The 25,919-nt window shown below is 71.8% G+C and carries 23 protein-coding genes; 11 read left to right on the top strand and 12 right to left on the bottom strand.

The window, feature by feature from the left end:
* Positions 1 to 73: 73 nt before the first annotated feature.
* Both MJ607_RS17685 and MJ607_RS17690 read right to left on the bottom strand, forming a co-directional pair.
* A complete protein-coding gene (locus MJ607_RS17685; RefSeq protein ID WP_243076929.1) occupies positions 74 to 1,342 on the bottom strand; it encodes a hypothetical protein in 1,269 nt (422 codons plus the stop codon).
* Positions 1,339 to 1,968 carry an SAF domain-containing protein gene (locus MJ607_RS17690; protein WP_243076930.1) on the bottom strand — a complete coding sequence of 210 codons (630 nt, stop codon included), beginning with the start codon at positions 1,966 to 1,968 and terminating at the stop codon, positions 1,339 to 1,341. Before MJ607_RS17690 ends, MJ607_RS17685 begins: the two co-directional genes overlap by 4 nt.
* A 99-nt stretch (positions 1,969 to 2,067) precedes the next feature.
* Between MJ607_RS17690 and MJ607_RS17695 the strand changes: the two genes are divergently transcribed.
* Positions 2,068 to 2,349: a helix-turn-helix domain-containing protein gene (locus MJ607_RS17695; RefSeq protein ID WP_243076931.1), complete on the top strand. Its 282-nt coding sequence runs from the start codon at positions 2,068 to 2,070 to the stop codon at positions 2,347 to 2,349.
* A 61-nt stretch (positions 2,350 to 2,410) separates the two neighbouring features.
* Here MJ607_RS17695 and MJ607_RS17700 read toward each other — a convergent pair whose 3' ends face one another.
* Positions 2,411 to 3,013, bottom strand: coding sequence for a hypothetical protein (locus tag MJ607_RS17700; protein WP_243076932.1), 603 nt, complete (start codon positions 3,011 to 3,013; stop codon positions 2,411 to 2,413).
* Positions 3,014 to 3,140: 127 nt separating this feature from the next.
* Between MJ607_RS17700 and MJ607_RS17705 the strand changes: the two genes are divergently transcribed.
* Complete coding sequence (locus MJ607_RS17705; protein WP_243076933.1) at positions 3,141 to 3,569, top strand: Rv3235 family protein; 429 nt, start codon at positions 3,141 to 3,143, stop codon at positions 3,567 to 3,569.
* A gap of 44 nt (positions 3,570 to 3,613) precedes the next feature.
* Here the strand turns inward: MJ607_RS17705 and MJ607_RS17710 are convergent, their stop codons facing one another.
* The 3 genes from MJ607_RS17710 to secA form a co-directional block, all read right to left on the bottom strand.
* Positions 3,614 to 3,964, bottom strand: coding sequence for a hypothetical protein (locus MJ607_RS17710; RefSeq protein ID WP_243076934.1), 351 nt, complete (start codon positions 3,962 to 3,964; stop codon positions 3,614 to 3,616).
* 100 nt (positions 3,965 to 4,064) lie between these two features.
* The gene (locus MJ607_RS17715; RefSeq protein ID WP_243076935.1) at positions 4,065 to 5,300 is read right to left on the bottom strand and encodes a pyridoxal phosphate-dependent aminotransferase; all 1,236 of its coding nucleotides are present in this window, start codon (positions 5,298 to 5,300) and stop codon (positions 4,065 to 4,067) included.
* 292 nt (positions 5,301 to 5,592) lie between these two features.
* Positions 5,593 to 8,400 (bottom strand): preprotein translocase subunit SecA, encoded by a 2,808-nt coding sequence (gene secA, locus MJ607_RS17720; RefSeq protein WP_243076936.1) that lies wholly within the window; start codon positions 8,398 to 8,400, stop codon positions 5,593 to 5,595.
* 276 nt (positions 8,401 to 8,676) lie between these two features.
* Here secA and MJ607_RS17725 point away from each other — a divergent pair, with 276 nt between their 5' ends.
* The 4 genes from MJ607_RS17725 to MJ607_RS17740 all read left to right on the top strand — a co-directional run bounded on the left by MJ607_RS17725 (position 8,677) and on the right by MJ607_RS17740 (position 12,271).
* Positions 8,677 to 9,606, top strand: coding sequence for an efflux RND transporter periplasmic adaptor subunit (locus MJ607_RS17725; RefSeq protein WP_243076937.1), 930 nt, complete (start codon positions 8,677 to 8,679; stop codon positions 9,604 to 9,606).
* On the top strand, positions 9,603 to 10,370 hold the full coding sequence (locus MJ607_RS17730; protein ID WP_243076938.1) for an ABC transporter ATP-binding protein: 768 nt from the start codon (positions 9,603 to 9,605) through the stop codon (positions 10,368 to 10,370). Before MJ607_RS17725 ends, MJ607_RS17730 begins: the two co-directional genes overlap by 4 nt.
* Entirely contained in the window at positions 10,367 to 11,572 is a 1,206-nt protein-coding gene (locus MJ607_RS17735) for an ABC transporter permease (RefSeq protein WP_243076939.1), read from the top strand. Before MJ607_RS17730 ends, MJ607_RS17735 begins: the two co-directional genes overlap by 4 nt.
* A gap of 102 nt (positions 11,573 to 11,674) precedes the next feature.
* Entirely contained in the window at positions 11,675 to 12,271 is a 597-nt protein-coding gene (locus MJ607_RS17740) for a PadR family transcriptional regulator (protein ID WP_243076940.1), read from the top strand.
* 29 nt (positions 12,272 to 12,300) lie between these two features.
* Here MJ607_RS17740 and MJ607_RS17745 read toward each other — a convergent pair whose 3' ends face one another.
* Positions 12,301 to 13,986 (bottom strand): SulP family inorganic anion transporter, encoded by a 1,686-nt coding sequence (locus MJ607_RS17745; protein WP_243076941.1) that lies wholly within the window; start codon positions 13,984 to 13,986, stop codon positions 12,301 to 12,303.
* A gap of 223 nt (positions 13,987 to 14,209) precedes the next feature.
* Here MJ607_RS17745 and MJ607_RS17750 point away from each other — a divergent pair, with 223 nt between their 5' ends.
* The gene (locus MJ607_RS17750) at positions 14,210 to 15,583 is read left to right on the top strand and encodes a hypothetical protein (RefSeq protein WP_243076942.1); all 1,374 of its coding nucleotides are present in this window, start codon (positions 14,210 to 14,212) and stop codon (positions 15,581 to 15,583) included.
* Between the two features lie 78 nt (positions 15,584 to 15,661).
* Here MJ607_RS17750 and hpf read toward each other — a convergent pair whose 3' ends face one another.
* The 5 genes from hpf to mtrA form a co-directional block, all read right to left on the bottom strand.
* On the bottom strand, positions 15,662 to 16,321 hold the full coding sequence (gene hpf, locus MJ607_RS17755) for a ribosome hibernation-promoting factor, HPF/YfiA family (protein WP_243076943.1): 660 nt from the start codon (positions 16,319 to 16,321) through the stop codon (positions 15,662 to 15,664).
* Positions 16,322 to 16,428: 107 nt separating this feature from the next.
* Positions 16,429 to 17,085, bottom strand: a complete 657-nt coding sequence (locus MJ607_RS17760) for a ComF family protein (RefSeq protein ID WP_243076944.1) — start codon at positions 17,083 to 17,085, stop codon at positions 16,429 to 16,431.
* A 142-nt stretch (positions 17,086 to 17,227) separates the two neighbouring features.
* Positions 17,228 to 18,901 carry a GerMN domain-containing protein gene (locus tag MJ607_RS20275; RefSeq protein ID WP_243076945.1) on the bottom strand — a complete coding sequence of 558 codons (1,674 nt, stop codon included), beginning with the start codon at positions 18,899 to 18,901 and terminating at the stop codon, positions 17,228 to 17,230.
* A complete protein-coding gene (mtrB, locus tag MJ607_RS17770; protein ID WP_243076946.1) occupies positions 18,898 to 20,589 on the bottom strand; it encodes an MtrAB system histidine kinase MtrB in 1,692 nt (563 codons plus the stop codon). The genes MJ607_RS20275 and mtrB overlap by 4 nt, the downstream gene beginning before the upstream one ends.
* A 7-nt stretch (positions 20,590 to 20,596) precedes the next feature.
* A complete protein-coding gene (mtrA, locus tag MJ607_RS17775) occupies positions 20,597 to 21,277 on the bottom strand; it encodes an MtrAB system response regulator MtrA (RefSeq protein ID WP_243076947.1) in 681 nt (226 codons plus the stop codon).
* Between the two features lie 213 nt (positions 21,278 to 21,490).
* Between mtrA and MJ607_RS17780 the strand changes: the two genes are divergently transcribed.
* From MJ607_RS17780 to MJ607_RS17795, 4 genes are read left to right on the top strand one after another with little or no spacing between them, the layout of a single operon-like run.
* Positions 21,491 to 23,011: a glycerophosphoryl diester phosphodiesterase membrane domain-containing protein gene (locus MJ607_RS17780; RefSeq protein ID WP_243076948.1), complete on the top strand. Its 1,521-nt coding sequence runs from the start codon at positions 21,491 to 21,493 to the stop codon at positions 23,009 to 23,011.
* Entirely contained in the window at positions 23,002 to 23,679 is a 678-nt protein-coding gene (locus MJ607_RS17785; protein WP_243076949.1) for a DUF4129 domain-containing protein, read from the top strand. Before MJ607_RS17780 ends, MJ607_RS17785 begins: the two co-directional genes overlap by 10 nt.
* On the top strand, positions 23,676 to 24,869 hold the full coding sequence (locus tag MJ607_RS17790) for a DUF4350 domain-containing protein (protein ID WP_243076950.1): 1,194 nt from the start codon (positions 23,676 to 23,678) through the stop codon (positions 24,867 to 24,869). Before MJ607_RS17785 ends, MJ607_RS17790 begins: the two co-directional genes overlap by 4 nt.
* A complete protein-coding gene (locus tag MJ607_RS17795) occupies positions 24,866 to 25,897 on the top strand; it encodes an AAA family ATPase (RefSeq protein ID WP_374238074.1) in 1,032 nt (343 codons plus the stop codon). The genes MJ607_RS17790 and MJ607_RS17795 overlap by 4 nt, the downstream gene beginning before the upstream one ends.
* The last annotated feature ends 22 nt before the right edge of the window (positions 25,898 to 25,919 follow it).

Here is a 25,919-nt window from a genome sequence, read left to right on the forward strand (position 1 = left end):
ACTCTAGAGCCGCGGGGCTGTGCGTCCCCGCTGTGCGACGGCCACGCCGTGCGTGTGCTGCGGCGGGATCTGCTCAGGCCGCTGCGCGTGACGGACGGCGGATGCCGCGCCGCGGCGTCCGTGCCGCGAGGCCCGGCGCCTGGGCGATCGCCTCGCCGACGAAGCGGCGCACGGCGAGCGTGAGCGGCGACTTCGGCGCGACCTCGGCGATCGGACGGGACGCGAGGATCGCGGCATCCGTCGACCGGGCGTCCGTCGGCAGGAACCAGACGTCGCGGATCCCGCCGAACCGCTCGAGCGTGCGGCGGACCTGGCCGCGCGCGTCGACGCCGAGCGTGCCGGGGCGCAGCCGGTTCGCGACCACCGCGACGGGGGTCGCGCCCACGAGGGCCCGCAGCTCGGCGTGCGCGCGGAGGAACCGGGAGATGCCGACGGGGTCGGCGGCCGCGACCGCGACGATGAGGTCAGCGCTCTCGAGGGCGGCGATGGTCGCGGCGTTGCGCCGCGGCCCGTCGAGGTCGCTCACGATCTCCTCGTCGCGCTCGAGCGGCGCCGCGACGTCGACGACCGTGTAGTCGCACCACTCGCGGCACGTCTCGAGCGCGCCCGCGACACGGGAGGCCGACAGCTCGGGCCAGCGCGACGGCCGGTTGAGGCCCGTCAGCACATCCACGCCCGTGCGGCCGAGCGGCGAAGCGATCCGGGCGAGCTCGCGCGCGTCGAGTCCGCCGAGCTGCGCGGCGCGGCAGGCCGCCGCGAACCCCGGTCCCTCGTCGGCGAGCCCCAGCTGCAGGGCGATCGACGGAGCGTGCGTGTCGGCGTCGACGAGCGCGGCCCTGCGTCCGCCGCGTGCGAGCTCGACGGCGAGCTCGATCGCGACGGTCGTGCGTCCCGGAGCCCCTGCGGGACCCCACACGGCGACGACCCGCGGACGCCGGGGCGAGTCGGGCTCGGTCGCCGCGACGGGAGCGGGCGGGGCTGCGAGCACGTCGGCGAGCCGCCACGGCTCGATGTCGAGCGGCCACGGCCCCGTGAGTCCGAAGGCCGAGACGAGCGCGCCGTCGCCGTCGCCCGCGACGAGGGGCACGATGCGCACGCCGGCGCGGTCGCACATGCTGACCGCGCCCGCCGTGAGGCTCGTGCGGTCCGCCTGCAGCACGACGGTCTCGGCGGCGGCGAGCGCGTGCAGCGTCCGCTCCGCCTCGATTCCGCGCGCTTCGTCGGCCGCGACGGCGGCGAGCGCCGAGGCCGCGATCGTCGTGACGACCGCGATCCCCTCGCGCTCGAGTCCCGCCTCGAGGACGCGCGCGTGCGGCTCGTCGACGGCGAGGACGATCGTCATCGCGCGAAGCCCGCCGCCGGGACGATCGACAGTGCCGACTCGTCGGAGGTCGCGGCCAGCACCGCGGCGACGTCGGCGCGCGGGATGACGAGCTCGAGCGAGGCCGCGCCGCCGCCGATGACGGACTCGTCGCGGGTCACCGAGACGACAGTCGCGTCGGGCACGAGGATCCTCGGCGCGTCGTAGCTCCCACGTTCGATGAGCGGGGCCTCCCACACCTCGACGACCGTGCCGGCCTTCACCGAGGCGGGCACCTCCACGGCACTGCGCAGCACGACGGTCGTCGTGGCGGCGGCCGAGGCGGCTCCGACGGCGCTCTGCGGGACGAGCTCGCCCTCCGTCACGGTGCGCGTCGCCACGAGGCCCTCTTCGAGCGCATCCGCCGTGAGATAGGAGTCTTCGAGACGCCCGAGCGCGACATCCACGAGGCGGACGTCGTCGGCGGCGACCGCTTCGCCCGGGACGATCGTGCGCGTCGCCGCAAAGACTGGCACGGTCTGCCGCGAGGCCGAGACGACGAGCCACACGCCGGCGACGGATGCCGCCACGAGCAGGATGCCGAGGAAGAACCGTGCGTCGCCCCAGAAGGCGCGCGGACGTGGGCGTGCGGGCTCGAGTGCCGTCATGCCGTCCATCGTCGCCCAGACGCCGGAATGCCCTACAGGATTATCCACAGGCGTGTCAGCCCCTGCCGCCGCACCCGGTCCCGCCGCCATAATTGGGGCATGCCCGACAGCCCGGCTTCCGCCATGCGCCAGCTTGCTCCGGCCGAAGCGGCCGAGCTGCTCGGCGTGTCGGTCGACGAGGTCATGGAGCTCGTCCACACGGCTCAGTTGCGCGGCATCCGGGTCGGGTCCCCCGCGCGCTGGCGCATCGACGCCGACTCGCTCACGCACTACCTAGACGATCGCGCCGAAGAGGCGCGTCGCATGGCGCTGTGGCGCCAGTCGAACGAGGCGAGCTTCCCCGAGCTGTGGAGCTCGGGCCGCATCCGCCACGGCGACTAGAAGCCCTGCTCCCGCTTCGCCGAAGCGAGCGGAGCAGCCGCGCGACCGCGAACGGAACGACTCAGAGCGGCCGCGCGCCCGCCTCGAGCCGGATCCACAGCACGGCGTCGAAGGGCACCATGCGGTGCCCGCTGACGTCTCCCGTCCGGCGGGGCGTGCCGGGCTCGTGCAGCGCGAGATCGAGGTGGTCGGCGCCCGCGCGGTCGATGGTCCCGGCGAGCGCGCGGCCGCCGACGAGGTGCAGCGTCACGCCGACGCGCCGGCGGACGAGGTCGCGCAGCGCGAACCCCAGCGTCATGCGGTCGCGCACGGCGGAGGGGGCGACGGCCCGCGCGCTGCGCAGCAGCTCGGCGTGCGGCATCCCGATGCTTGCGATCGCCGATATGGGGACGAGTGCGGCACCCGCGCGTCCCTCCGCCGGCTCGAGCGCGACCCAATCCGCCCCCGCGCCTCCCACTCGGGCGACGAGGACGGTGCCGTCGCGCAGCTCGAAGGAGCTCGGCGGCGACGCGGCCTCCTGCTCGGCGAGCACCGTCAGTCGGTCGCGCAGCGGCACCCGTGAGAGGCGCAGCCGCTCGGCCTCGCTGTCGAGCGCGGCACGCTCCGCCTCCCACTCGGAGGCGAGCTGCTCCTCGAGGTCGTCGAAGAACCGGTCCCAGCGCACCCAGTGAGGCTAGGGCACCGGTCCGACACGGCCGGCGAGTTATCCACAACCCCTTTCCTGACTTTTTGCTGTGAGTCACGGATGTGATGTAATCGCCAGATCGTTCCCCCGACGAGATAGGCCCCTGATGGCGATGATGCCTGCGGTCCACCCACGCCGCTTTGCCGACGATGCGTACGAGGATTACTTCGCTCCGCAGCGCACTCCCTCTGCCGACCTGCCCGATCCGGAGCCGTTCCTGCGCAACCTCACGATCGGCGTCTTCGAGACGCTGTCGGGCGTTCGCGAGGTCGAGCAGCTCGCGCGCTGGGTCACCGAAGAGGCCTTCCGGGCCCTCGTGGTGCGCTCCAACCTCACTGCCCGCGCACGGAGTGCCCGCGGCGTGCCGGCGAGGCGTCCCGTCCACTCGATCCTGTCGATCCGCCACTCCGCCCCCGCAGACGGCGTCGTCGAAGCCGTCGTGATCGTCGCGAGCCCCGCGCGCACGCGCGCCGTCGCGATGCGCCTCGAGGGCATGGACGGGCGCTGGCGCGCGACATCCCTCGCCGTGCTCTGACACCCCTGCGACGCCCGCGGGTGCGCGGTTTCGCGGTCCGCGGGTCAGGAGTCGGCGTCGATGAGCTCGAGAAGCGCCTTGAGCGCGTCCCTGATCTCCACATGGTCGTACTGACCTGCCCGGCTCTCCCCCGCGATGACCCCGCCGCGATGCACGCGACGGAAATCGCCGAACGGGAACGAGTAGGCGCCCTTCGTCTCGCGGTCCGCGCTCTTGTCGATGCCGAGATGCCAGTGGGAGTACTCGGTCCAGCCGTCGCGCTCGATGAAGGAGTTCTCCTCGTCGGCGGTGGGCGCCGCCTCGGACCAGTCGTCCCGCTCGTCGCGCACGACCTTGCCCTCGCGCACGAGCGAGCGCGCGTGGCGCAGCGCCGGTTGGTTCAGTTCGATGGACATGCGCGCCACGGTAGGCGTGCGCCGCACGCTCCGGCGAGGGGGTTGACGGATGCCGCGCATCGGCCCGGCGGCACTGCGCCCGCTCCGGCCGGGGCCGGACCTACTGCCGGTACGACGAGAGGAAGTTGCCGAGCCGCTCGATCGCCTCGGTCAGGACGCGCGCCTCGGGCAGCGTCACGATGCGCAGATGATCCGGCGTCGGCCAGTTGAAGCCCGTCCCCGGCACGAGCAGCACGTGCTCGGCCATGAGGAAGTCGAGTACGAGCTTCTGGTCGTCCCGGATCTCGTAGACGTTCGGATCGAGGCGGGGGAAGGCATAGAGCGCACCCTGCGGCTTCGCGCACGAGACACCGGGGATCGCCTCGAGGCCCTGCCACGCGGCATCCCGCTGCTCGTGCAGTCGTCCCGTCGGCGCGATGAGCGCGTCGATCGACTGGACGCCCGACAGCGCGGCCTGCACGGCGTGCTGCGCCGGGACGTTGGGGCACAGCCGCGTCGAGGCGAGGAGCATGATGCCTTCGAGCAGTCCCGCGGCGTGCTTCTTGGGGCCCGTGATGGCGAGCCAGCCCGAGCGGTAGCCCGCGACGCGATACGTCTTGGAGAGCCCGTTGAACGTGAAGCATAGGAGGTCGGGCGCGATGGCCGCGGTGGGGATGTGCTCGGAGTCGTCGAAGAGGATGCGGTCGTAGATCTCGTCCGACAGCAGCAGGAGCGAGTGCTCCCGTGCGATGTCGGCGATGCCCTCGAGCACCTCGCGCGTGTAGACGGCGCCCGTCGGGTTGTTCGGGTTGATGACGACGATCGCCTTCGTCCGGGGCGTGACCTTCGCGCGGATGTCGTCGAGGTCGGGCTGCCAGCCGTTCTCGCTGTCGCACACGTAGTGCACGGGCGTGCCGCCGCCGAGGCTCGTCATCGCCGTCCACAGCGGATAGTCGGGCGCCGGGATGAGGACTTCGTCGCCCTCGTCGAGGAGGGCCTGCATCGTCATCGTGATGAGCTCGGAGACCCCGTTGCCGAGGAACACGTCATCGGGGTCGACCTTGGGGAAGCCGGGGACCTCTTCGTAGCGGTAGACGACGGCACGGCGCGCCGACGCGATGCCGCGGCTGTCGCTGTAGCCGTGCGCGTACGGCATCGCCTCGATCATGTCGCGCACGATCTGGAACGGCGCCTCGAAGCCGAACGTCGCGGGGTTGCCCGTGTTGAGCTTGAGGACCGTGTGGCCCTCGGCCTCGAGCCGATCGGCCTCGACGAGGGCCTGCCCCCGGATCTCGTAGAGGACGTTCTTCAGCTTGCTCGACTGATCGAGCGTTCGGAGGTTGGCGGTCGGGCTCATCGGATCAGAATAGCCGTGGGCGCATCGGGCCAACGCACGACGGGTGGCCCGGACCCGCCGCATGCGGGCACGGCGGCACTCCGGCCCTCCACGGGCTCGGGATGCTCAGCGGGTCGACGCCGCGGGCGCGGCGTCGACCCGCGCAAGGTTTCGATACGCGCCGCTTCGCGGGGCTACTCAACCTGACCCGACCCGCGTCAACGCGTGCTTCGCTCGACGAGCCCCCGGCGCGAGGGGCCCCGCGCGTCGCGAAGCGACGTGTGGGGTAGCGCCGGGGATGACCCCGGTCGCGTCATTTCTTCTCGGCGGCCCGGCGCTGGGCGCGGTTCTGCGGCGCGGCGGCGGGGGCCGCGGCATCCGTCTTCTGCCCGAACGCCCCACGCGGAGCCTCCGCCTGCTGCGCAGGCGCGGCGGGAGCGGCGGATGCTGCGGCGGCGGCCTGTCGCAGGCGGTTGGTCGCCGACTGCTGCACCTGGCCGCGCTCGTTGCGAACCTCGACCTCGCCGGCGTCGTTCGCCGCGGAGTACTGCAGACGCTGGCCCTCGATCGGCGTCGCGCCGAGCCCCTTGGCGTCGACCTCTGCGGCCTCGCCGTCGGCACGACGCACCTCGACCTCGAGGTTGTAGAGGTAGCCGACCGACTCCTCCTTGATCTGCCCCATCATGGCCTGGAACATCTGGTAGCCCTCGCGCTGATACTCGATCAGCGGGTCGCGCTGGGCCATGGCACGCAGGCCGATGCCGTCCTTGAGGTAGTCCATCTCATAGAGGTGGTCGCGCCAGCGGCGGTCGAGCACCTGCAGGACGACGCGGCGCTCGAGCTCGCGCGTCGCGGCGCCGCCCAGGCCCTCCTCACGCGCGCTGTAGGCGATGCGCGCGTCCGAGATGAGCTCGCGCTTGAGCACCTCGGGCGTGATGCGGCCCTTGTTGCCGGCCTCGGCGACGACCTCGTCGATCGTCACCGAGACGGGGTAGAGCGTCTTGAGCTCGGTCCAGAGGGCGTCGAAGTCCCAACTCTCGGTGTGACCCGTCGAGGTGTGGTCCTCGACGACGGCCTCGATGGCGTCCTCGATGAAGTGCTGCACGCGGTCGGCGATGTCGTCGCCCTGCAGCATGTGCCGGCGGTCGGAGTAGATCGCCTCGCGCTGGCGGTTGAGGACGTCGTCGTACTTGAGGACGTTCTTGCGGATCTCGGCGTTGCGCGCCTCGACCTGCGACTGCGCGCTCTTGATGGCCCGCGAGACCATCGACGACTCGATCGCGACGTCGTCGGGGAAGTTCGTGCGCGCGAGGATCGCCTCGGCCGCACCGGACTGGAACAGGCGCATGAGGTCGTCGGTCAGCGACAGGTAGAAGCGGCTCTCGCCGGGGTCTCCCTGACGGCCCGAGCGACCGCGCAGCTGGTTGTCGATGCGGCGCGATTCGTGGCGCTCCGTGCCGAGCACGTAGAGACCGCCGGCCTTCACGACGTCGTCGGCCTCGCCGGCCACCGCGTCGCGCATGCCCTCGTAGACGGCATCCCATTCGGCCTCGTACTCGTCGGGCGTCTCGACGGGGTCGAGGCCCTTGGCCTTCATCTCCTGCACGGCGAGGAACTCGGCGTTGCCGCCGAGCATGATATCCGTGCCTCGGCCGGCCATGTTCGTGGCGACGGTGACGGCGCCGAGGCGGCCCGCGCGCGCGACGATCTCGGCCTCTCGCGCGTGGTTCTTCGCGTTGAGGACCTCGTGCTTGATGCCCTTCTTCGCGAGGAGCCGCGAGAGGTACTCGCTCTTCTCGACGCTCACGGTGCCGACGAGGACGGGCTGGCCCGTCGCGTGGCGCTCCGCGATGTCTTCCACGACCTGCGCGAACTTGGCCTGCTCGTTCTTGTAGACGAGGTCGGGCTGGTCCTTGCGGACCATGGGCCGGTTCGTCGGGATCGGCACGACGCCGAGCTGGTAGGTCGACATGAACTCGGCGGCCTCGGTCTCGGCCGTGCCCGTCATGCCCGAGAGCTTTTCGTAGAGGCGGAAGTAGTTCTGCAGCGTGACGGTCGCGAGCGTCTGGTTCTCGGCCTTGACCGGCACAGCCTCCTTCGCCTCGATCGCCTGGTGGATGCCCTCGTTGTAGCGACGGCCGACGAGGATGCGGCCGGTGTGCTCGTCGACGATCATGACCTCGTCGTTCATGACGACGTAGTCGGTGTCGCGCTTGAACAGGGCGAGCGCCTTGATCGAGTTGTTGAGGAACGAGATGAGCGGCGTGTTCGCCGACTCGTAGAGGTTGTCGATGCCGAGGTAGTCCTCGACCTTCTCGATGCCGGGCTCGAGGACGCCGATCGTGCGCTTCTTCTCGTCGACCTCGTAGTCGACGCCGACCTCGAGGGTCTTGGCGATCTTGGCGAACTCGACGAACCAGCGGTTCGCCTCGCCCGACGAGGGGCCCGAGATGATGAGCGGCGTGCGCGCCTCGTCGATGAGGATCGAGTCCACCTCGTCGACGATCGAGAAGAAGTGACCGCGCTGGACGAGGTCCTCCTTGCGCCAGGCCATGTTGTCGCGCAGGTAGTCGAAGCCGAACTCGTTGTTCGTTCCATACGTGATGTCGGCGTTGTACTGCTCGCGGCGGACGGCGGGCGTCTGCCCCGCGACGATCGTGCCCGTCGTCATGCCGAGCGTGCGGTAGATGCGGCCCATGAGGTCGGCCTGGTACGACGCGAGGAAGTCGTTGACCGTGATGACGTGGACGCCCTTGCCCGCGATCGCGTTGAGGTAGGCGGGGAGCGTCGCGACGAGCGTCTTGCCCTCACCGGTCTTCATCTCGGCGATGTTGCCCAGGTGCAGGGCTGCGCCGCCCATGATCTGGACGTCGTAGTGGCGCTGGCCGAGCGTGCGCTTGGCGGCTTCGCGGACGGCCGCGAAGGCCTCCGGCATGAGCTGGTCGAGCGTCGCGCCCGCCTCGTGCCGCGCGCGCAGCTCGGCGGTCTCGCCGCGCAACTCGTCGTCGGTGAGCTGCGCGTAGTCGTCCTCGAGCGCGTTGACGGCCTTCACGACCTGCTGCAGGCGCCGGAGGATACGGCCCTCGCCGGCACGAAGCAGTTTCTCGAAAGCGTTGGCCACGAAGTGTCTCCATCTGTCGGGTCCGGCGCGGGAAGGCGCCGGTGCCGCCCGCGCGCCCCAGCGCCCAGGCATATCTGCCCATGTTACCCGCCCGTGACCTTGGAACGGGCTGTGGAGAAGTGCGCAGACGCGAGACGATCGGGGCATCCCTGACACAACCCTGATATGACCCTGAACGGGCGATCGACGGGCGTGTCCGCGAGGCTCGGTGGGTAGGTTCGAAAGGACGGCGCGCCATGCGCCGGAGAGCCTGGCGCGTGCGCCGGAGAGGATGTCATGGTCGTCTGGCGTCGGTGGATCTTCCCGATCCTCATGGTCCTGATCTTCGGCGCGATCGCCGCGGCACTCGTGAAGGTCGCCTTCTTCCCGGACGAGGCGGAGGCGGTCGTCGAACCGTCGGCGCAGATCTCCGACACCGTCGTCACGGTCGATCGCAGCGACGTCGTCAACGCGCTGACACTCCCGGGGACGATCGCTCGGGATGCCGCGTACCCCCTCAAGTCCGAGATCGACGGTGCCGTGACCGTCGTGCACGTCGGGGAGGGGCAGACCGTGGCCGCGGGCCAGGTCCTCGTGACGATCAAGCAGACCTACCCCGTCAAGAACATCGACGTCCTCGCCCCGGAAGCCGGCGAGGTGAGCGAGATCTCAGTTGTGAAGGGCCAGCCGGTCTCGGTCGGCGCAGAGCTCATGACGCTCACACCCGCGCGCTATCACGTCCTCAGCACCGTCGAGCCCGTGCAGCTGTACCGGCTCCTGGGCGCGCCGACGGAGGGCTCCGTCACGATCCAGGGCGGTCCCGCCCCCTTCACGTGCACGGGCCTCAAAGTGCAGGTCGCGGAAGACGGCACGACGAGCGTCGTCTGCGCCGTGCCCGCCGACCAGGTCGTGTTCGCAGGCCTCCAGGCGCAGCTCGGCATCGACATCGGCACCGTGACGGGCGCGCTCGTCGTGCCTACGACGGCGGTGCGGGGCGGCGCCGGGACCGGCGTCGTCTGGGTCGACGCGGGCGACGGGTCGGAGCTCGAAGAGCGCACGATCGCCCTCGGCGTGACCGACGGCGCGATCGTCGAAGTGACCGAGGGACTCGCCGAGGGCGAGCAGATCCGGCAGTTCGTCCCCGGGCTTGCGGCGCAGACCGAGCCGGTCTGCTACGACGACGGCATGGGCGGGCAGATGTGCGAAGAGCCGGGGTGGAGCTGGTGACGCTCGTCCTCCTCGAGGCCGTCACCAAACACGTCCTGCTTCCCGATGACACGCGGCTCGACATCCTCCGCGGCGTCGATCTCGACGTCGCAGCGGGCGACCACGTCTCGATCGTGGGGCGCAGCGGGTCGGGAAAGTCGACGCTGCTGAACATCCTCGGGATGCTGGACGCCCCGTCGTCGGGATCCGTCGCGTTCCGCGGCGAGCCGGTCGGCCGCATGGGTCCCGCGAAGCTCGACCGGCTGCGCGGGCGCAACGTCGGCTTCGTCTTCCAGCAGTTCAACCTGCTCGCGGGGCGATCGGCTCTCGAGAACGTCGCGATGCCCCTCAGCTACGCGTCGGGCCGCGCGTACTGGACGCGCAATCGCGTCGCGGCCGAGATGCTCGACCGCGTCGGCCTCTCGCACCGCCTCGACTCGCCGCCGGAGCAGCTGTCGGGAGGCGAGCAGCAGCGTGTCGCGATCGCGCGCGCCCTCGTCCGGCGCCCCGCCCTCATCCTCGCCGACGAGCCCACCGGCGCCCTCGACGTCGAAACCGGGACGAACGTCATGACGCTGCTCGACGACGTCGCATCCGAGGCGGATGCCGCACTCGTCACGATCACGCACGACGTGCACGTCGCCGCGCGGGCTCGACGGCACTATCGGCTGGAGGACGGCATCCTCTCCCCCGTCCAGCTCGAAGCGGCGTTCCGCGAGACGGCGCTCGGATCGGTGTCGGCCTTGTCTGCCGAGGCGATCGCAGGCGCGGAGGACGGCGCGTGAGCGGCTTCTTGGGCGCGCTCACCGACGCATGGTCCGAGCTTCGCCACCACAAGCTCCGCGTGCTGCTGAGCCTCATCGGCATCGCGGTGTCGGTCGGTGCCATCGCGGCCGTCGTCGCGCTCGGCGAGTATCAGCGCCAGGTGCAGGCCGAGCAGTCCGATCGCTACGGCGGGCGTCTCGCGACGGTCTCTGTGTCGGCCTTCGCGAACGACGGCATGCCCATGGACTGGCTCGCCTTCGACGAGCGGGTCGATCGCGTCAGCGAGCGCTTCGCGTTCTCGCACCGCACGCGCGTCGTCGACGGACTCTCGGCAGAGGTCCAGACCCCGCAGCAGGTGCAGCCCGTGACCCTGCGACTCGTGGACCCCGCGCACCCCCTGATCCACCGCTCCGCGCTCCTCGAGGGACGATGGTTCCGCGCGGGCGACGAAGAGCTGCTCGCGCCGCCCGTCGTCATCACGGAAGCCATGTGGGACACCTTCGGCCGGCCCGCGCTCGGCACCTTCGCGATCACTCTGCAGGGCGGGCTCGCGGGGGCGTACTCCGTCGTGGGGGTCACGCCGCGCCAGTACGTCGGCGACGAGGAGAAGCTCGTCACGATGATGTTCGACAGCTATGCGAGCGAGGTCGACAGCTTCCCCCAGGAGGCCTTCGTCCTGTGGGAGATGTGGGTGCCCGAGGACCGGGTCGCCGACATCGGCCCGGTGCTCGCGATGGATCTGCGCGCCGGACTCGAGGGTGTAGACGTGTCGGTCTCGCGCACCGACTGGGGCTCGCGGCCCGACATGGAGAGCGCGGCGCTCATGTTCGAGCTCATCACGGGCGCCATCGCGGGTCTCGTGCTGCTGCTCGGCGGGCTCGGCCTGGTCAACATCCAACTCGTCGCGATGCAGCAGCGCATCCGCGAGATCGGGGTGCGCCGGAGCTTCGGCGCGACGGGTGGACGCATCTTCACCGCCGTGCTCCTCGAATCCGTCGTCGCGACCGCCGTCGCGGGGATCGTCGGCATCGCGATCGCCGTCGCGATCATGCGCGCTCCCTTCGTCCTGCAGATGTTCGGAAACCTTCAGGACGTCCCGCCGTTCCCGCTGCGCGCTGCTGTCGTCGGGCTCGTCGCCGCCGTGGCCATCGGCGCCCTGGCGGGATTCATCCCCGCGCTCGTCGCGGTGCGGTCGAAGGTCATCGACGCGCTGAGGTTCTGACCCCCCGAGCGCGTGCGGGCGCCGCCCGGCGAGGCATCCGCCCGCCGTCGTCGGCGTTCTCTAGGCTCGCAAGTGCATACCGGGTATGCAGAAGGAGATGACATGTCGGTGCGCCAGAGCCTGCTCGCGATCCTCGACCAGGGGCCGTGCTACGGCTACCAGCTGCGGGCCGAGTTCGAGCGGCGGACGGGCGGCACCTGGCCCCTCAACGTCGGTCAGATCTACAACACGCTCGATCGGCTCGAGCGCGACGGGCTCGCCGCGAAGGGCGACACCGACGAGCAGGGTCATGTCTACTGGCAGATCACGGATGCCGGCAGAGCCGACGTGCAGCGGTGGCTGGGCGCCCCCGTCGAGCGCCCGAGTGCGACGCGCGACGAGCTGGCCGTCAAGCTCGCGGTCGCCGCGACGCTTCCCGGCGTGGACGCCCGCGCGCTCGTCCGCGCGCAGCGGACCGTGTCGGCCGCGCGCCTCGCGGCCCTCACACGCACGGCGCGCACCGAGCAGGGCGGCCCGGAAGGGCTTGCCGGCGCACTCGTCGTGGACGCGCTCGTGTTCGCGGCCGAGGCCGAGCTGCGCTGGCTCGACCACGCCGAGCAGCGCCTCGCGGATCAGCCCGCGAACGCATTCGCTCTCGAGCTCTCGGACGAGCGGCCCAAGCGGGGGCGGCCCGTCCGGGCCGAGGCATCCGCCGCCTGAGGCCCGTCGTCAAGGCCCTCGCCTGAGGGCTAGTTCGCGGCCGCCGGGAAGGCGGCGATGGCCTTGTCGAGGTCGTCGAAGATGTGCTGGGGGCTGATCCGCTCCATGAGGTCGTAGCGCTCGAACGTCTCGAGCAGCTGCTTCTCGGGACGCGCGAGGATCACGTGGATGTCGCGCTTGTGCAGATAGTCCGTGACGTCGGCGAGGCTCTGACCCGCGGAGTAGTCGACGTCCGGGATGCTCGTGCAGTCCAGGATGAACCACCGCACGGGGTCGGGCGCCGACGAGACGAGCGCCTCGACCCTGTCGGTGAATCCGCTCGCGTTCGCGAAGAACAGGTCTGCGTCGAAGCGGAAGACGATGAGGCCCGGCGCGCTCTGGGTCCCCGGTGCCGCGTCCTCATAGGTGTAGCCCCCGCCGGGGTTCGGCTCGACGACGAGGGCGCGTGCCTTGTACTGACGCTCGATGACGTCGAGCAGCGACAGCACGAGGGCCAGCACGATGCCCGCTCCGACGCCCACGACGACGACGGTGAACGCCGTGATGATCGCAATGACGAGTTCGCGCGGGCGACGCCGCGACACGCGCACGAGGCCCTTGACGTCGATGAGCTCGAGACCGATCACGAAGACGACACCGCCCAGGACCGCCTTGGGAAGATCGGTCAGCAGATCCGTGAGGAACAGCAGCACGATGAGGGTCACGAGCACGACGACGAGGTTCGCGACCTGCGTGCGTCCCTTCACGCCGTCGAGGATCTGCGTCTTCGTCGGCGACCCGTTCACGACGAACGTTCCGCTGAGCCCCGCAGCGATGTTCGCGGCGGAGAGGCCGATGATGTCGCGGTTCACGTCGGCGCGGTCGCCGTGCTTGAGCGCGAAGCTCCGAGACGTCGCGGCGCTCTGCGCGATCACGATGAAGAAGCACGAGAACGCGGTCGGCAGGAGCGCCGCGATGTCGGAGAGCTCGATCCCCTGCGGCAGCCCGATGGGCGGCAGGCCGCCCTGGATGGCGCCGACGACCTCGACGCCGTAGGACGAGGCATCCGTCAGCGTCGCGAGCGTCAGCAGACCCACGACCGCGACGATCGCGCCGGGGATCTTGGGAAGGAACGCCTTGAATGCGAAGATGATGCCGATCGTCGCGGCCCCGTACGCGAGCGTCGGCCACGAGACGGCGCCGAGGTCGCTCATCCAGGCCCACTGCTGCTGGAACCAGTTGCCGCTGCCCTTGGGCACGCCCAGGATGTCGGGGATCTGGCCCGTCGCGACCTGGACGCCGACACCCGTCAGGAAGCCGATCAGGACGGATGCCGAGAGGAAGTCACCGAGGAATCCGAGCCGCAGCAGCCGGGCGATCAGGAGGATGACCCCCGTGATGAGCGCCGTGAGCCCGCACAGCGCGACCCACTGCGGGGACTCGGGCTGGAGTCCCGCGATGCCCGCCCCCGCAAGCCCCGCCGCGAGGATCGCGGCCGTCGCGGAGTCGCCTCCCACCACCAGGAGCTTCGACGAGCCGAGCAGCGCGAAGGCTGCGAGCGGAAGCAGGATCGTGTACAGGCCCGTCACGATGGGAGTCTGCGAGATCGAGGTGTATCCCATGACCTCGGGGATCGCGACGGCTGCGAGCGTCACGCCCGCGAGGATGTCGGGGCCGAACCACGCTGCCTTGTAACCGCGCAGCGAGACGGGGATGAGCGCTTTCGGGAAGGGCATGGCGGCCTCCGATTCGGCGAGGGCGCTCCAAGCTGGGCGCCGGGTTGGCTCAGAGAGCCAGGATGAGGGTCCGGTTCGGCCGGCGGGTGCCGATCGCGACGGAGTAGCCGAAATTGTGGTGCTACGCGGGTGCGCGCCGCCAGTGGCCCGCGCGTTCCGCTCACCCGTTCCGGGTGTTCGCTCGCGGAGCCGAGTGCCGAGCGCCGCGAAATAGGATCGAGTCATGGCCGGATTCTGGGGAAAGCGCAAGCGCGACCGCGATGAAGTCGAAGCTCAGGACGCCGACCTCGCGCGGCGGGCCCGCGCCGCGCTCGTGGCGGCGGACGAGCGGATCCGCGTGACGAACGACGAACTCGTCTTCGCAGACGCCGAGCTGGGCCCGGACGCGACCAAGGACCTCCGCGATGCCCTCGAGGCCGTGCGGCAGCACCTCGGCGAGGCGTTCCACCTGCACCAGCTCAACCACGACGAGATCCCCGACACCCCCGAAGAGCTCCGGACGCGCAATGCGCGGATCGTGCAGCTGTGCGAGTGGGCCGAAGAGCTCCTCGACGACCGCACCGAGGCGCTCGCCGCCCGCATCGCGCGCGCGCGCCGGGCCCCCGAGATCATCGCGGGAGTGCGGACGGATGCCGCGCGCCTGCGCGCGCTCGTCCCCCAGGCGCGCGACACGCTCGGCCGCCTGAGCTCCCGCTACTCGACCGACGCGCTGCGGCAGATCGAGGCGAACCCGGCCGAGGCCGAGCAGCTGCTGAGCTTCGCCGAGCACAGCGCCGGCGTCTCGGAGCGCCGGCGCGACGCCGAGCAGCGCGAGCAGGCGAACCTCGCGCTCGAAGCGGCGACTGAGGCGGTGCGCCGCGCGGGGACGCTGCTCGAGGCCGTCGAGACGTTCGAGGTCGAGGCGCTGCGCGCCGAGTCGACCCTGGCGGCGATCGTCGAGGACTCCCGCGGCGATCTCGTTGCAGCGCGGCAGGCGCCGCAGGTCCCCGCCGTGCTCGAGGCCGTCCGCGAGCTCGAGAGCGCACTCGCGGCCCTGCCCGCCGCCGGCGTCAACACCGACCCGTTCGCGCAGCTCACGCGTCTGCGCGAGGCCAACGCGGGGCTGGATGCCGCGATCGATGCCGCCCGCGAGCGCGCCGCGCGCGTCATCCCGGACTTCGCCCACGTGCGTCACGCGATCGACGACGCCGACCGGCAGCTCGCGGTCGCGCGCGACGTCATCGCGGGGCATCGCGGCTGGATCGGCGCGGACGCCCGCACCCGCCTCGCCGAGGCGGAGCGCATCCGCGTCGACCTCGACCGCTTCCTCGGCACGTCCGCGGCAGCCGCGATCTCGATCCCCGAGGACTCGCGCGAGCAGGCCATGGCCGTCGCGCGCCGTGCCGCGTTCCTCGCGAGCGAGGCGCTGCAGCTCGCGCAGCGGGACATCGACCAGTACCGACCGCAGGGCTGGGGCGACCCGGCCGGCGGCTCGTGGGGCCAGGGTCAGAGCGGCTGGGGCGGGCGCGGCGGACGCGGCGGCGGCGGGGGCGACATCATGACGGGCGTCCTCGGCGGCCTCGTGATCGGCGGCCTCCTGGACGGCATGTTCGACTGACGCCCCCTCCCCCTCCCCCCACACGAGAAAAGGGACGGGATGTCGCGGCCGCGGCATCCCGTCCCTTCTTCGTGTCTGCTACGAAGCCAGCTCCGCAGGGGCGGCCTGCGTCGACAGCGCGATGACGCCGTAGTCCCAGCCCTTGCGCCGGTACACGACGCTCGGGTGGTCACTGCGGGCGTCGATGAACAGGAAGAAGTCGTGGCCGACGAGCTCCATGCGGTCGACGGCCTCCTCGACCGTCATCCATTCGGGGTCGAAGCTCTTCTGCCGGATGACGACGGGCGTGTAGTCGTCCTCGGCGGCGTCCGTCGCGATGACGGGGATCGCCCCGGTCGCGACCGCATGGAGGACCTCGACGGACGCCGGCTGGATGTCGATGCCCTGCAGGGCGCCGCTCTCCTTCTCGAACTTCGCGCCCCGCGGGTGGTTGCGGGAATCGACGCGCTTGTCCTTCGCGCGGCGCAGCTGCTCGCACAGCTTGTCGACCGCGAGGTCGAGCGCTGCGAACTTGTCGCCGTCCGTCGCCTCAGCGCGGACGATGGGCCCCTTTCCGGTGAGCGTGAGCTCGACCGTGTCGTCTTCGACGCGCCCGTTGTGATAGGCGCGATGCGTGACCTTGACGTCCACGCGCTGAGCGCGGGGCGCGAGGTGATCTATGCGGAGGGCCTTCTCTTCGACGACCGTCCGGAAGCGATCCGTGATCCCCACTCCCACGCCGACGATGCTGGTTTCCATCCTTGACCTCCTTGTACCGGTCCGCCCGGGTCAAGGGCGGACCTTCAGTCGCCTTGGACCTCCCACGCTATCCCGGCACCCCCTCCCTGTCACCTGTGAGTTTCCGTTCATTCACCTCTTCTTCCACGAAGAGGGGTCGCGGCGACGACGGCGCAGCCGACGACCTCGAGTCCCCCGTCGCGAAGCGTGCGCGCCGCCTCTGCGAGGGTCGCTCCGGTCGTCAGGACGTCGTCGACGACGAGGATCCGGATGCCGGGGGCAGGCGCGCCACGGACGCGGAACGCGCCCGCCACGTTGCGGCGGCGCGCGTCGCGGCCGAGGCCGCGCTGATCGGCCGTCGTACGCGCGGGAGCGAGCAGCGGCACGACCTCGAGCCCCGCGCGGCGCGCGATGAGATCCGGCACGCGATAGCCGCGACGTCGGAAGGCCGCGCGCGAGGTGGGCACGGGGACGACGACGACCGGCGCGCCCGCGGACGACGCGCGGACCGCCGCGGCGAGCGCAGGGGCGAGATCGCGTGCGAGGCCCGTGCGCCCGTCCTGCTTGAGGGCGCGGATGATGCGGGCGGTCACGCCCTCGAACGCGAGGCCGCTCCACACCGCGTCGCCTCCGACCGTGCGGCGGTGGGGCGCGGGCTGCAGGAGCCGACGGCACGGATCGCACAGGACGGTGTCGGGCTCGTCGCAGCCCGCGCAGTCGACGGGGATGACGAGGGCGAGGGCGTCGGCGAGGGCTTCGCCGACCGAGCGGGGCAGCACGGGCATGCCCGAGGATCCCCCGGCCCTCTGACGAGCGCGCGGAGTGCGCGGGAACCGTGGACGGAATGGGCCGGCGCCGCCGCTGGGGAGACGACGACGGACGGGATGCGGCATCCCGCCCGTCGTCCTCAGTCGCGGCGGTGCCGGGTCACTGCGGCGATCCCTGCTGCGTCGCGAGCACGAGGATCCCCGCGGAGGTCTGCGGCCACGTCGCACCCCGCTTCGAGAAGAGCCCGCCGTCGGCGTCCTTGACGCGCCACGTACCCTGAGAGCCCGCCAGCTGCGCCGACGACGCCGGGGCGTCCGTCGTGATGGCGGGGCCGCCCACGAGGAGTTCGACGAGCTCGGACTCGTCCCCCACGCCGGTGAGCACGCCCACCGTGACATCGTCGACCCACGCGACCGACGTCGCCTGCGCGGGCAGGGTCGCGAGCACGAGCGAGGGCTCGCCGAGGGCCGAGGGCACGCCGTTCCCATCGCGGATGACGCCCGAGATCTGCACGGACGCGCGACCCCCCGACACGACGATGGCGGCCAGGCGCGTCCCGTCGCGCGAAAGCGACATCGCGGCGACCTGCGTCGCCTCGGGCCAGGCGCCCGCGATCGCGATCTGCTCGCTCCCCGCCGCGAAGGCGGCGAGCTGGCCCGGCGCGTCGCGCGGGACGCTCCAGCTGTATCCCGACGGATCGACGGTCGGGTCGATGAGCCCCGCGCGCTGATCGAACTCGAGCACATCGCCGTCGGTCTCGACGCGGACGACGGCGCCGCCCGTCGTGCGCACGGCGGCGAAGTCGCGGTCGGGCGAGACCTGGATCGCGGCGGCGTCGACCTGCATGATCGCGGGCGTCAGCTCGATCGTGTCGACCTGGTCGCCGCTGAGGAACCCGAAGCTGTCGTCGGTGCGGACGAGCGGCAGCGAGTTGACGCGCGTCGACCGGGTCGCGGCGGGCTCGACGTCGAGGGGAGTCGTGCCCGCCCACATCTCGACAGTCGAGACGTTCCCCGCCGTCCGAAGGCTCGCCGTCAGCTGCGCCTGCATGCGCGAGAGGATGTCGGGACTCACTTCGAGCGCCGCCGCGTCGAGGACGACCTCGGCGACCCCCTCCTCGACGGGGACCGAAGGGCGCAGCGTCACCGCTTCTGGGAAGGCCGTCCGCACGGAGGCCGCGAGCCACGGAGCGGGGGGCTTGTCGACGAGCGCGTCGGCGATGTAGGTCGCCGCGTTGATCGCGGGGAACCAGCGGATGTCGGGCACCAGGAAGGTCCACGTCGAGTCGAAGTACATGAGCGATGCGCGCCGGAAGACCGTCGAGAACTGCGACGTGTCCAGGACGAGCCCGTCGGGCGCCTCGGTGATGCGCCACTCGCCGTCGCTCTGCAGGGCGAGCTGGAAAGGCAGGTCGGCCGAGAGCTCCTCGGCGGGCGAATACGCGCCGATGTCGTCGATGTTCGCGACGGGCGCGAGGGTCAGCACGACCTCACCCTCGGCGGGCTCGGAGAAGATGCGATCGCCCGGCCGGTCGACCGTCACCCCGGCGTTGGGATCCCACGGAGTGTCCGGCGCGAGGTACTCCCGCGCGACCTCCCAGCGGCCGTCGCTGCCGGGTCCCGTGCCCGCGCGGATGAAGCCGTCCACGATCTCCTCGGGCGTCGCCCCGGGCTGGGGGCTGTCGGGCTTGAAGGCGAAGTCGGGCTCGCCCGCCTCGGCGTCGGCGGGCATCCCGGGGGTGACGGGACCCGTCGTAGGCAGGCCCGCGCAGCCCGCGAGGACGAGGGCTGCGGCGACGAGGACGGCGGCGACCCTGCCGCGCCGCCGGATCACGACACACCTCGCCCGGAGGCGGTCTCGCTCGGCAGCACGATCGGCTGCGTGCGCCCCAGTTCGTCGGGCGCGTCAGTGTCGGGCTCGAGGCGGATCGGCGACGGAGCCGTGAGCCGGCCGCCGCCGCGCGGCAGCGTCAGCACGAAGTGCGAGCCCCGGCCGGGCTCGGACCACACGGCGAGCTCGCCGCCGTGCAGCCGCGCGTCGCCCAGAGCGATCGACAGCCCGAGTCCCGTGCCGCCGATCGTGCGCGTGCGCGAGGGGTCGGCGCGCCAGAAGCGGTCGAAGACGTGCTCGACCTCCTCGGGCCGCATGCCGAGCCCGAAGTCGCGGACACTGAGCGCGACGGCCTGCTGATTGCTGTCGACCGTCACAACGAGCGGCCTGCGCTCGCCGTGCTCGATCGCGTTGCCGAGAAGATTGCGCACGATCCGGCGGATGCGGCGCGGGTCCATGTCGACGGGGGTGTAGCCGCCGGGTGCCACGAGGCGGACATCGGTGCCGTGCTGCTCAGCGAGGGTGTGCATCGAGGCGATGACGTCCTCCGCGAGGGAGGCGAGGCTCGTGGGCTCGAGCTCGAGCTGCACCGAGCCCGCGTCGTAGCGGCTGATCTCGAGCAGATCAGTGAGGAGGGTCTCGAATCTCTGCACCTGCGCGTTGAGCAGCTCGGCGGCACGCGCCGTCGCGGGATCGAACTCGTCGCGCTGGTCGTTGATCATGTCGGCCGCGAGGCGGATCGTCGTGAGCGGCGTGCGCAGCTCGTGCGAGACATCCGACACGAATCTCTGCTGCACGAGGGACAGGTCGGCGAGCTCCTTGATCTGCGACTCGATGCTGTCGGCCATCGCGTTGAACGATCGGCCGAGGGTCGCGAGCTCGTCCTCGCCGTGCACGGGGAGGCGCACCGTGAGCTCGCCCGCCGCGAGCCGCTCGCTCGTCTCGGCCGCCTCGCTGATAGGAGTCGTGACCGAGCGCAGCACGAACCACGCGATCCCGCCGATCAGCACGATCAAGCCGATCCCGACGACCCACAGGATGCCCTGGATGAAGGCGAGCGTCTGGGCCGCACTGCCGAGGTCGTACGCGAAGTACAGCTCGTACGCGCCGACGTCGGGGAGGACGAGCTGCTGGCCGACGAGGATGCCCGGCATCGTCCCGCCGCTCTCGAGCGGCAGCCCGACCGACTGCCACCACTGCGGCACGGCGTTGGAGCGCACCGCGACGCGCATGCCCTCCGTGATGAGCGCCTCGTCGAAGCCGCCGACCGTGAAGTCCTGTGGCGCCTGAGGCGCCGTGCGGTCGATGCGCGCCGCCGCGATCATGTCGGTCGAGGACTGCTGCACGAGGATCGCCAGGACGCTGTTCATGAGGCTCTGCAGCTGCACGCTGTCGCCCGTCTGCACCGCCGCGTTGTCGAGCGTCTGCTGCGCCGCCGTCGTCGCGCGGCGCGCGTCGGCGAGCACCTGCTCCCGCCGCGAGACGAAGAGGTCGTTCTGGATGACGAGCGCCATCCACACGCACGCGATGAGCACCGCGACCGCGGTGAGTCCGATCGTCACGAGGACGATCCGGAACCGCAGCGACCGGCGCCACAGCTGCGTGAGGTCGTCGGGCCACCCGCGCCATTCGCGCCAGCCGCCGAAGGCCCGGCCGGAGGTCGTGGCCGTCGTCGCGCGCGCCGACGTCACGATGGCCTCACACGACCGCGCCGGCCCGGTAGCCCACTCCGCGGACCGTCGTGACGATCTTGGGGTTGTCGGGGTCGAGCTCGACCTTCGCGCGCAGGCGCTGCACGTGCACGTTCACGAGCCGCGTGTCGGCCTTGTAGTGGTAGCCCCAGACCTGCTCGAGCAGCATCTCGCGCGAGAAGACCTGCTGCGGCTTGGAGGCGAGCGCGACGAGCAGCTCGAACTCGAGCGGCGTGAGCGCGATCGGATCGTCGCCGCGCCGGACCTCGTGCGCCGCGACGTCGACGGTCAGGTCGCCGATCCGCAGCGTGTCGTTCGCCGGCTGGGATGCGGGGCGCAGCCGCGTGCGGATCCGGGCGACGAGCTCCTTCGGGTTGAAGGGCTTGACGATGTAGTCGTCGGCTCCGGATTCCAGCCCCTTCACGACATCCGCCGTGTCGGTGCGCGCCGTCAGCATGATGATCGGGATGCCGCTCTCCTGGCGGATCCGCGTGCACACCTCGATCCCGTCGATGCCGGGGAGCATGAGGTCGAGCAGCACGAGATCGGGGCGCTCGTCGCGCCACGCGTCGACGGCCTTCGCTCCGTCGGCGCAGAAGGCCGTCTCGAATCCCTCCGTGCGCAGCACGATGCCGATCATCTCGGCAAGGGCGGTGTCGTCGTCGACCACCAGGATCCGTGAAGTCATCGCGTGCGTTCGTCCTATCGTCCAGCCCCGAGTGACCGCGGCTCGCGGCCGCTTCCTTCCCCAAGGCGCACTCTTCCACAGACTAGTCGACGCTTCCTGATACCAGCCGCCGCCCCGCCTGTGGAGCCGCCGAACGTCCCGAGCGGGTGTGACACGATAGGGACCTGCCGACACACCTGCCGTGGGGCGCGGGTCGAGGCACGAGGAGGACCTGTGACCGCGTATCCGGCTTGGACGCCGGCATCCCGCCCCGGGATCATCCCGCTGCACCCGCTTTCATTCGGCACGATCCTCGGCCGGGCTTTTTCGGCCCTCCGCCAGAATCCGCGTGTGCTGCTCGGGTTCGCGCTCGTCGTGCAGTCGCTCGCCTACGTCGTCGTGCTCGTCGCGATCGGCGGTGTCGCGTGGGCGTCGTTCTCGCGACTCGCGACCCTCCCGCCGGGCTCGGAGGACTACGAGTCGATCCTCGCGGGCTCGATCGCGATCACGGCCGCGGCCGGGATCGTCCTGGGGCTCGCCGCCACGGCGCTCGGGGTCATCGTCCAGGCCGTCGTGGTGACCGAGGTCGCCCACGCCGTCGTCGCCGAGAAGCTGAGCCTCGGCGCCCTGTGGAAGCAGGTCAAGCCCGTCGCGTGGCGACTCATCGGCTATTCGCTGCTGCTCATCGCAGCCATGATCGCCGCGATCGCCGTCGTCGGCGTCGCGCTGTTCGGGATCGGCACGGCGGCGCCTCCCGCCGCGATCGCGCTCGCGGTGGTCGTGGCGCTCGGAGCGATCCCGCTCACCCTGTGGCTCTCGGTCAAGCTCATTCTCGTGCCGTCCGCCATCATCCTCGAGCGGGCGACGATCGGCGGCGCCATCGCGCGATCGTGGCGGCTGACGCGCCGCCGGTTCTGGCCCATCCTCGGCATCGTCGTCCTGCTGAACCTCATCTTCAGCGGCATCGCGCAGGTCGTCAGCCTTCCCTTCTCCTTCGTCTCGGCGGGACTCTCGACCGTCATCGCCCCGACCGGCGACGGCGGCGTGTCGAGCATCATCGCGCTCATCGTCTCGGGCCTCCTGACGCAAGCCGTCGTGCTGCTCATCCAGTCCGTCGCGATCGTCGTGCAGTCCACGGCCGCCGCGCTCATCTACATCGACTGCCGCATGCGTCACGAGGGGCTCGACCTCGATCTGCTCGCGTATGTCGAGCGGCGGGATGCCGGCGCCACGGCCCTCGCAGACCCCTACCTCGAGCACATCGGACGCGAGATCGCGCCTCGCGCGACACTGCCCGGGTACGCACCGCCGTACCCCGGCGCAGGCGGATACCCGCAGCCGTACCCGGGCGCGCCCGGCTACGCGTACGCGCAGCCTTCCGCGTACGGGCAGCCGCCTGCGTACGGGCAGCCGCCTGCGTACGGGCAGCCACCGGTGTACGGGCAGCCGCCCGCGTACGGGCAGCCCCCTGCGTACGGCCAGGCCCCGGCGTACGCGCAGCCACCGGTTCAGGGTGCGCAGCCGCAGGGCGCGCCGTCCGCCGCGTATCCACCGGCCGCTGCATCGAGCGCGCAGCCCGCGACTCCGGCCGCTGCCCCGCAGGCGGACACGGCTCGACGTGCCGACGCGGCCCCCGTCGCCGACGGCGCGCCATCCGGCGAGACGAAGGCCGATGGCGAGTCCCCGCCGCCGACCGCGTGGACGGCGCCGGGAGGACCGGCGGACGGCACGGACCGCGAGTCGCCGTGGGCCTGACGGCGACGATCGGCGCCGTGCTCGCGGAAGCCGTGCCGCCCCTCACGCCGGACGGCGACGAGGCTCGCGAGTGGGCGGAGCGGGAACTGTCCAAGCCCGCCTACGCGCAGGCCGAGCCGACGCTCTTCGACCGAATCGCCCAGGCGATCGGCGACTTCTTCGCGAGCCTGTTCTCGACGGAGCTCTCCGGCCCGTGGGGCGGAGCGTTCGCCCTCATCGCCGCGATCGTCGTGGTCGTCCTGATCGTCGCCGCCTTCCTCGTGTGGGGCATGCCGCGCGCGACGCGGCGATCGCGCATCGCGGTCGGCGAGCTCTTCGGCGAGTCCGACGCACGGTCGGCGGCCGACCTGCGCTCCGCCGCCGAGGTGCACGCGCAGCGCGGCGAATGGGACGCCGCGATCGTTCATCGCTTCCGCGCCCTCGCGCGCGGTCTCGCGGAGCGCTCGATCCTCGAGACGCCGCCCGGAGCCACGGTGCACGGGTTCGCGCGGCGAGCCGCCCGCGCCTTCCCCGCGCAGGCCGCGGCCCTCGAGGACGCCGCGCGCGCCTTCGACGACGTCCGGTACCTGCGCCGACCGGGAACCGCGGAGCTCTACCGACGCGTCGCCGCGGTCGACGACGCCGTCGCGACGGGGCGGCCGCGCGTACTCGAGGAGATCTCGCGATGACGGCGGCGATGACGCGGGATGCGGCATCCGGAACCGCCTCGTCACCACGACCGACGCGCCGGCGGCGGATCGGCGGGTGGATCGCGATCGGCATCGCCCTCGTGGTCGTCGGGGGCGTCGGCGCGGCTCTGACAGGACTCGCCCAGCTCGCCGAGCGCGACGCCCTCGACCCCGAATCCCCCGCTCCGGGCGGAGCGCGCGCAGTCGCCGCGATCCTGCAGGAGCAGGGCGTCGAGGTCCTCGTGCTGCGCGACCGGGGCGCGGCGCGCGAGGCGCTCGGGCCGGGTGCGACACTCGTCCTGCCCGACGCGCCCGCGCTCTCCGACGCGGCGCTCGAGACGCTCGTCGCCGACGCGGCGGACGTCGTCCTCATCGAGCCGCGGGCGCGGACGCTGCGCCTGCTGCTCGATGGATCGAATCCGGCGGGGTACGCCGACGACGCGCCCGTCGAGCCGCGCTGCGATCTGCCCGAGGCGCAGCGATCCGGCCCTGTCGCACCCGGTGCCGTCTACGAGGCCGGCTCCGGCGTCGACGCGTGCTACGCCGCGGACGACGCGAGCGGACTGCTCATCTCCGACGACACCGGTCGCCGCGTGAGCGCGGTCGACGGGCGAGCGATCTTCGCGAACGACGTGCTCGCCGAGAACGGCAATGCGGCGCTCGCGCTCAACCTCATGGGGCGGCATCCGCTCGTCGTCTGGTACGTCCCCGGTGTCGGCGAGACCGACCTCGAGGGCACACCGACGCTCGGCGAGCTCACGCCGCCGTGGGTGAGCCCGACGATCGTCCTGCTGCTGATCGCGGGGATCGCCGCCGGCGTCTGGCGCGGCCGCCGCTTCGGCCCGCTCGTGCCCGAACGCCTGCCGGTCACGGTGCGCGCCTCCGAGACGACCGAGGGGCGCGCGCGCCTCTACGCCCGCTCGCGCGACACCGTCCACGCCGCCGACCAGCTGCGCATCGACGCGCTCGGCCGGCTCGCACGACTGCTGGGACTCGGCCCCGCAGCCTCCGCACCCGAGATCGCGGATGCCGCGGCCGGCCGTCTCGGGTGGGACCGCCGCGCCGTCCGCGGCATCCTGATCGACGAACTCCCGCACGGCGACGCGCAGCTCGTCTCGCTGCGCGACCGGCTCCGCCATCTCGAGGAGGCGGTCAGGCAGACCGTCCGCCCGGAAAGGAACGCTCCATGACCGACGCCACCCCCACTGCTCCCCCGCCGGCCGAGGCGCCATCGGCGACGCCCGCCGTCGCGCCCGCCGTCGCGAGCTCCGAGCAGCTGCGCGAGGCGATGAACCGCGTCCGCCTCGAGGTCGGCAAGGCCGTCGTCGGCCAGGACGGTACCGTCACGGGACTGCTCATCGCGCTGCTCTCCCGCGGCCACGTGCTGCTCGAGGGCGTACCCGGCGTCGCCAAGACGCTCCTCGTCCGCTCCTTCAGCGCGGCGCTCGGCCTCGACACGAAGCGCATCCAGTTCACGCCCGACCTCATGCCGGGCGACGTCTCGGGATCGCTCGTGTACGACGCGAAGGCCGGCGAGTTCGAGTTCCGCGAGGGACCCGTCTTCACGAACATCGTCCTCGCCGACGAGATCAACCGGACGCCGCCCAAGACGCAGTCCGCCCTGCTCGAGGCGATGGAGGAGCGCCAGGTGTCCACAGACGGCGTCACGCGCCGCCTCCCGGAGCCGTTCCTCGTGGCGGCGACCCAGAACCCCATCGAGCACGAGGGAACCTACACGCTGCCCGAGGCGCAGCTCGACCGGTTCCTGCTCAAGCTCATCGTCGAGATCCCCGCGCGCGAGGCCGAGCTCGCGGTGCTCCGGCGCCACGCGAGCGGCTTCGACCCCCGCGATCTCGCGGGCGCGGGGCTCACGCAGGTCGTGACGGCCGACGAGATCCGCGCGGCGCAGCGGGCAGCGGCATCCGTCACCGTCGCGGACGACGTCCTCGGCTACGTCGTCGACCTCGCGCAGGCCACCCGGCGCAGCCCCTCCGTGCAGCTCGGGGTGAGCCCGCGCGCCGCGACGGCGCTCCTGGCCGCGTCGAAGGCGTGGGCGTGGCTCGGCGGATACCCCGCGATCACGCCCGACCACGTGCAGACGATGCTCGTGCCGACCTGGCGCCACCGCATCCGGCTGCGCACCGACGCCGAGCTCGAGGGCGTCTCGGTGGACGCGGTCCTCGGCTCTGTGCTGCAGCAGACCCGGGTCCCCATTTGACGCGTGCCGGATCAATGCGAGC

The sequence above is a fragment of the Microbacterium sp. SS28 genome (assembly GCF_022761035.1).
In the GTDB taxonomy this organism is placed as follows: Bacteria; Actinomycetota; Actinomycetes; order Actinomycetales; family Microbacteriaceae; genus Microbacterium.